At 35.5% G+C, this 6,930-nt stretch carries 7 protein-coding genes, 1 pseudogene and 1 riboswitch; of the genes and pseudogenes, 1 reads left to right on the top strand and 7 read right to left on the bottom strand.

All coding sequences use genetic code 11. The features are described 5' to 3' along the window. Positions 1-239, top strand: a pseudogene (locus ABZA26_RS04525) (heavy metal translocating P-type ATPase); the annotation flags it as partial. Between the two features lie 27 nt (positions 240-266). Here ABZA26_RS04525 and ABZA26_RS04530 read toward each other — a convergent pair. From ABZA26_RS04530 to glpX, 7 genes are all read right to left on the bottom strand, one after another. Continuing rightward, the gene (locus ABZA26_RS04530) at positions 267-1,259 is read right to left on the bottom strand and encodes a DNA polymerase III subunit delta (RefSeq protein ID WP_372713325.1); all 993 of its coding nucleotides are present in this window, start codon (positions 1,257-1,259) and stop codon (positions 267-269) included. Positions 1,260-1,432: 173 nt separating this feature from the next. Continuing rightward, entirely contained in the window at positions 1,433-2,953 is a 1,521-nt protein-coding gene (locus tag ABZA26_RS04535; RefSeq protein ID WP_372713326.1) for an ABC transporter permease, read from the bottom strand. A 10-nt stretch (positions 2,954-2,963) separates the two neighbouring features. After that, complete coding sequence (locus tag ABZA26_RS04540) at positions 2,964-3,929, bottom strand: thiamine ABC transporter substrate-binding protein (protein ID WP_372713327.1); 966 nt, start codon at positions 3,927-3,929, stop codon at positions 2,964-2,966. Between the two features lie 88 nt (positions 3,930-4,017). After that, a riboswitch (TPP riboswitch) is annotated at positions 4,018-4,122 on the bottom strand. 106 nt (positions 4,123-4,228) lie between these two features. Then, complete coding sequence (locus tag ABZA26_RS04545) at positions 4,229-5,164, bottom strand: cell division protein FtsZ (RefSeq protein ID WP_372713328.1); 936 nt, start codon at positions 5,162-5,164, stop codon at positions 4,229-4,231. 147 nt (positions 5,165-5,311) lie between these two features. Further along, entirely contained in the window at positions 5,312-5,668 is a 357-nt protein-coding gene (locus ABZA26_RS04550; RefSeq protein ID WP_372713329.1) for an ArsR/SmtB family transcription factor, read from the bottom strand. A 9-nt stretch (positions 5,669-5,677) separates the two neighbouring features. Further along, entirely contained in the window at positions 5,678-6,172 is a 495-nt protein-coding gene (locus ABZA26_RS04555; RefSeq protein WP_372713330.1) for a hypothetical protein, read from the bottom strand. An 82-nt stretch (positions 6,173-6,254) separates the two neighbouring features. Next, on the bottom strand, positions 6,255-6,930 hold a 676-nt coding region (glpX, locus tag ABZA26_RS04560; RefSeq protein ID WP_372713331.1), incomplete at its 5' end, for a class II fructose-bisphosphatase.

Consider the following 6,930-nt stretch of genomic DNA (forward strand, 5'->3'; position numbering starts at 1 on the left):
AGGCTGCAGACGTCATAATAATGGCTGATGAGCCCAGTAAGTTACGTGAAGTAATAGATGTGGCAAGGTTCACCAGAGTAATTGTATTACAAAATATTTCTCTGGCCATAGGGATAAAACTCCTGGTCATGGCTCTGGGTATAGGGGGCATGGCCACAATGTGGGAGGCTATCTTTGCAGATGTAGGTGTAGCTCTGCTGGCTGTACTGAACTCCATGCGTATACTCAGGAGAAAATAAAAATCCGGCATATGCCGGATTTTTATTTTACTCACTTTTAAAGGCGGCTATAAAAGATTCTACCATTATCTCTTCATCTCCCTGCCCACTTTTAAATTTATACTCTATTTCTAAAATATCATTTAATTTTTCCATTAAAAATTTTTCAGAGTAACTGTTTAAAATATTAAATTTCAAAAATAACTGATAAGCGTGGGTGCTGCCTCTTCCGTCACCTTTTAAAAAGTATTTCTTTACCCCTTCATAAACCCTGTCTTTAAAAAGATTATAGGATGTATTATGGGAGATAACACCTTTCTTTTGAAGCATTTTCAGTTTTAATAAAATATCCAGTTCATTTGAAAAAATATAAATGAAACTCATATAGTCCTTCTCATGCTTCAGATGATACAAGAGGTTTTCCTTATTTCCTGCCAACAACTCATCCACAAGATTTTTCATATAATACTCTCTAGAAAGGGTCACTATGCCTTTTATTTTTTCAAAGGAAAATTTTTCTCCATTTAAAAATAATTTTATCTTCTCCACCTCGTGCCGGACCTGCATAGAATCCCGGCCTATCATCTGTAGAAGTTTTTCTGCATCATTCTCTTTTATTTCCAGTTCACCACTCACATAAAAAACAAGAGATTTCCCGTCCTTTCCCTGTTTGGCCTCTATAACCTTAAAATCCTTAGAAATCCTGTCCAATAGTTTTTTTGATACTGGGTTTTCTGCCTTTCCAAAGGCATTCAGTTCCTCTTCATAGAGAATTATCACATCTTTATTCACAATATTATAGTTTTCCATTATTTTTATAAAATTCTCAGGCTTCTTATAAAGCTCAAATCTTTTTAAAACCAGAAGTTCACTCCCTCCGAACATTGAGTTTATTGAGATCGCCTGGAGAAAATCCTCGTCCTCTTTTTGCGAAACATCAAAATACCTGGGCATAATCCCCGGGTCTTTTTTTATGATCTCTTTTTTCAGGTCTTCATATTTTAATTCAAGGGGATTATCCCCATATATAAAATAGAGCAAAATCTATCACCTTACCTTAGTTGTATATAGTTCTAACTTTGCAAAGATCAGATACTTTTAAAGGAATAAAAGCATAACAGGTTAAGACAAAGTCATCAAAACATTATACTATAATCTATCTATTTTATAAAGGAAAGGCTCACATTTCCATAATTATAAAAAAACAGCCTTAATCAGCTGTTTTTCCAATCCCTGTCTTTCACATACTGTGATAAAATAAACAGACTTATTATTATTATCAGATTCAAGGCACTTAGAGCAGAGCTCTCTAAAAACATCTTATCAGATGCCAGAGAATAGTTTACAAGTGATACCACAGGGAGTATATCTCCCACCTGCATGGTATAGGTAATGGTAAATTCTCCGAAAACAACAGCAAATATCTGGAGAAATATGGATATGAAAATATTTTTCAGAATAGGAAGCTCTATCATAAAAAATATCTCGATTTCTCCTGCACCGTCTATTTTTGCAGCCTCTAAAATCTCCTTGGGAAACTCCAGTATATACTGATACATAAAGGAGTAGGCCACAGGTATAGAGGTGAGAAAGTATCCTGTGACAAGAAGAAGCCACAGTGGTACATTCCAGCTGATATTCAGATACACCAGAGTTATGGCCAAAAATGCACTGGAAAATCCAAAGGTTGAAAATATAATATAATTGGTAAATTTTGTATAATTTTTAAGAATGAGATATGTAAATATAAGAGTCAGAACCGATACTGTTCCAGACAAAAGCAGTGAATTTATCAGACCTTTAATCACAGGATAGTATTCATTTAATTCTATTGAAAAGAGGTCTGAAAAAGCTGTCATGGAAATCTTCCCTGTATAAAAGTTAAAAAAAGCAAAAACCAGTCCGGTGAGTACAACGGCATATTCACAGATAAGATAGATGATGCTGTAAATTTTGGTAAACAGACTGACCTCTTTCACATCTCCCTCACCCTTGAGCTCATACCCCTCTATACGCTGTCCCAGTGAGTTTACCAGAGTCAGCACTGCAAACTGCACCATCCCCAGGGCAAAAGCCCTGGAAAAATCAAAACTCCCCATGAGTGTTGTGGCTATCTCCACCTCAAGTGTGGAGTAGTTGATCCCTCCCAGAGAAAGTATTATGGCAAAGGAGGTAAAACAGTAAACAAAGACCATGAAAAAGGCTCTGAAAATCTGTGGCATTATAAGGGGAAGCTTCACCTTAAAAAAAAGATCCTTTTCACTTATGCCGTCAAGACGTGCTGCTTCTAATATCTCCTTTGGAATAGACCTCATTCCTTCTCCTAAATACTTTAGAAATATAGGGGCGTTATAGAATACATTGGCTATTATTATGGCCTTGAGAGAATAAAGAACCTGGAATTCTTTAAAGAACCCCAGGTTAAATATTATTGAAAATGCAACTATGGTAGATATCACAGGAAAAAAGAAGGGGATAAATATCAGGCTTTCCAGAAGTCTGCTTATTCTGTCTCTTCTGTAGGCTATATAATAAGCCGGGACTATAGAAAGAAGAAATGACAGTATCACAGATATAGAGGCCTGCTTAAAAGAAAACGCCACCGTCTTATATGTGGACATATCAAAAACTTCTCTCAAATCCTCCAGTCGGAAGAAATCCCTGGCAAACATAAATATAGGTATGCTCCAGAGAGTCATATAAAATAAATTTAGACTCAGCTTCCCCTTCTTCATAATATCTCCTTTAGTCTTTTAAAATATCTATAAGCTCTTTTTTCCAAGTTTCAAGATTAGCCATAGCTTCTTTACCACTTATTGTAACTACTTTTTTAGGGACAGGCACATACTTATATTCCTCAGGAAGTTTCACATTGGTTACCGGGAACATGTAGTTTTTCTGCGCTGTAAGTTCCTGGAAATCTTTTTCTAAAATATAATCCATGAATTTTTTAGATCCATTTTTAATATTCTTTTTATTTACAAGAGCCGCTCCTTCCAGGTATACATATCCTCCCTCTTTAGGAATGAAGCTCTTATATTTATCCTGATTCCCGTCTTGATAAAAATAAACACTGCTAGAAGCATATCCCACCATCATAGGAGCTTCTTTTGCTGTAAATTTTGCAAATGCTTCATTCCAGCTAGGAGTTACAGTAAGTATGGAAGGCTTCAGTTCTTTCCAGAATTCCTTCCATTGATCTCCGTATATTGCAATAGTCCAGAGCATAAACTCCTGACCGGTAAAAGATCTAGGATCTTCTACTAAAAGCTGCTTGTTCATTTTAGCTATCTCCTTAAAAGACTTGGGAGCTCTTTTTAGAGTTTCTGCATCATAGTTTATGGCAAGGGCTCCGTAATCAAAAGAAGTAGCGTACCATTCTTCATCCATAATAAACTCTTTTTTCGATATGTTTTTATAAGTCTTCGGACGGTACTTTGCAGTAAGTCCCTCACTCTTTGCCAGCTCAGCACTACTAGGAGTTAAGCCTAATACGACGTCAGCCTTAGGATTATTTTTCTCAAGCTTCATTCTCGGCACGAGCCCGCTGATACTTACAAACTTCACTTCAACTCCGGTTTCTTCTTTAAATTTTGGGGCGATATCCCTCTGAATCCACTTCATAGACTCAGGACCGTAAACTGTAATGACTTCATTTCCATATGCTGTCATGGCAACTAGCACAAAAATAAATGCAAATATCTTCTTCATAATAACCTCCGTTTTATTTATATATTATTTTTATTAAATTGGTAACTGGACATAAAAAAACAGACTGCCTATGGCAGTCCGTCAAATTTAAAAATAAAAATTCGCTTCCTACGCTGGCATTATCCAGATCAGGTTTACCGGTCGAGATATAAAACATCTCCTCTCAGCCTTTTCAGCTCCCGAATTATTTGGTTGTCTACAACTGAGTATATCAAGAGAAGTGCAATGCTGTCAATACATTAACCCTCTTCAGAAATTATGAGAATAAAAAAAGAGGCTTTTAAAAAGCCCCAATTTACTTAAACAGACTTGATTTTAGTACCTATTACAGCTATTTCAATATCACTTTCTAGTTCCTCGTCTATAATAACCCCTAGAATAATATTCTCAGGCTCTATTATCAGAAGCTTGTTTATGGCCATCTGTACCTCGGCAAGCTTATCTAGAGGAAGGTTGTCTCCACTTGCGATATTTATGAGTAGCTGCTGTGCTCCTTTTATCTCACCCTCTATAAGAGGACTGGTCAGAGCAGTCTCAAGTATAGGGGCTATACTTCCGGTCCCTCTTCCAAAACCGATCATTGCCTCTCCGGCATTTTTGAGTACAGCTTTGATGTCTGCAAAATCAAGATTTATAAGTCCGTTTTTAAAAATTATATCTTTTATATTTTTCACAGAATTTTTCAATATTTTGTCTGCTTCTTTAAAGGCATTTTGAAGTGTTATATTTACATTGGGAAGCATAAGAAGGTTGTCATTTGAAATTACAATATATGAGTCAACATAGGGTTTCAGATGTTCTAGTGTATCTTGGGCAGTCATCTTCTTTATACGCCCTTCAAAAGAAAAAGGCTTGGTCACAATAGCAACTGTAAGTATGTCTAACTTATGTGCCAGTTCAGCTATTCTCAGTACAGCTCCGCTTCCTGTCCCGCCACCCATTCCTGATACGATAAAAAGCATGTCTGTATCCTTAAGGAGTTCCTTGATAGTGCTGTCCTCTTCCTTGGCACAGAGGTAACCCTTGTGATAGTCTCCTCCTGTACCCAGACCAAAAGTTATCTTACTCCCAAGCTGTATTTTAATAGGAGAAAGCGATGTATTTAATTTTCCTACGTTTGTATCTGCTGCTATATATTCTACTCCTTCTACTCCACTTTCAATCATGTCATTCAATGCATTTATCCCTGCACCGCCGACTCCAAAAACTTTCATAGAAAATTTAAAATCTCCCATAACCTTCACTCCCCGCATAAATAACTTTCATTATTAACCTATATTAGATGAAATTCCTAGTTTCCTTGTAAAAGCTTATATTTTCTTATAATATTTTTATATTTTTTTAAAGTTATATTTTTTAGGAAGTATAAAGCTCTTTGAACATCAATGATTTAGATGGTTTATTCCCTGGGCTAATATATTTCTTACATGTTCATCATCCAGAGAATAATAAACCGATTTCCCGTCTTTTCTGTTCTTCACAACTCTCAGTTGTCTCAAAACTCTCAATTGATGTGATACCGATGAGTGAGTCATGTTGAGCACATTTGCTATATCACACACACACATCTCCTCTTCTAGAAGCATTGACACTATTTTTAATCGTGTACTGTCAGAAAAAGCCTTAAAGAAATCTGCTAAATTCCGTAAAAGATCGTCACTTTTTAGATTTTTCTTTACTTTTTCTACAATGTCTTTATGTATAACGGTACAATCACACGTTTCTATGTTTCTACCCATAATACCTCCCTAATCTTTTATAATCTCAAATTTATTCTCTAGCTTTTTTCTCAGAAGGGCCGCAAAATTTATCTTATTTCTCATTATAAGAGGTATTATAACTTTTACTTTATCTTTTGTTATTATCTCCATACAGGTTTGAAGTTTTTTCCCACCGGGAGCTACCATTTTAGACATTGTACATTTCTCTATCTCATCCAAAGAAATATTTACCTTTTTATTTTTCAGAACATTTTTTTGAAAATCCACAGAAATCCTGTATGAAAAAGCCAGCCAAAGATGCCCTATTCCAAGAATAAAAAGTACTATTCCCAAGATAAGATATCCTATTTTCATCCCCTGGGTATAACCAAAAGCCGCTTGATAAGCCCCTAAAAGCATCAGAGGAACTCCTGTCCCTAACCACACAATTATTTTCTTTATTTCTAATCCAAAACTGTATTTCCCATTCAAAGGCAAGTCCTTTTTCTCAACTTTTTTTATAAAATCATCAAAAAATATCATAATACTCCTCCAGTTTTTATTCTATCCACCATAATCTCATATTTTTTATTGATAAAAGAAAAGCAGCAAGGAAACCTTGCTGCTATCTGATTAATCCTTTTATATCTTCATCTTTGTAATCTAAATTATGTACAGAGTTTATATACCTGATAGTCTTAGTTTTTCCTCTTATCAAGAGAGTCTGAGTTCTAGCTATAGGACCTTTTTTCTTTACTCCTTCTAGAAGGTCTCCTGCAGTTATCCCAGTAGCAGAAAAGATAACCTCATCGTCTTTTACAAGATCATTTATTCTCATTACTTTAGTTATGTCTATCCCCATCTCTTGACATCTCATCTTTTCATAATTAGATATCTTATCATTCTCTAGAGTTATTCCTTTTACTTCACTTCTAAGTTTTAGTTTTGCATTCATGTCTCCGCCTAGAGCTTTTATAACTGCAGCTGAGATTACTCCTTCGGGAGCTCCCCCTATACCATAGAGCATATCCACATCAGAATCAACTACAGCAGAAAGAATAGATCCAGCCACATCTCCGTCAGGCAGAGCATATATTTTTATTCCCATGTCCTGTAGATCTTTTATTATTTCCTTGTGTCTAGGTTTATCTAAAATAACTATTGTCAGTTCATTCAATTCTTTTTTTAGAGCCTTTGCCACATTTTGAATATTTTCAATAAGAGGTTTCTCTAGATCTATTACTCCCTTTGCTTCAGGACCTACTATGATTTTCTCCATATACATATCAGGAGCCTTCAGA

Origin of the sequence: Ilyobacter sp. (assembly GCF_041583315.1) — a bacterium.
GTDB lineage: Bacteria > Fusobacteriota > Fusobacteriia > Fusobacteriales > Fusobacteriaceae > Ilyobacter.

Coding starts and splice junctions, on each gene's coding strand:
- ABZA26_RS04535 (WP_372713326.1), bottom strand. CDS start 2,953: ATGAAGAAGGGGAAGCTGAGTCTAAATTTATTTTATATGACTCTCTGG.
- ABZA26_RS04540 (WP_372713327.1), bottom strand. CDS start 3,929: ATGAAGAAGATATTTGCATTTATTTTTGTGCTAGTTGCCATGACAGCA.
- ABZA26_RS04545 (WP_372713328.1), bottom strand. CDS start 5,164: ATGGGAGATTTTAAATTTTCTATGAAAGTTTTTGGAGTCGGCGGTGCA.
- ABZA26_RS04550 (WP_372713329.1), bottom strand. CDS start 5,668: ATGGGTAGAAACATAGAAACGTGTGATTGTACCGTTATACATAAAGAC.
- ABZA26_RS04555 (WP_372713330.1), bottom strand. CDS start 6,172: ATGATATTTTTTGATGATTTTATAAAAAAAGTTGAGAAAAAGGACTTG.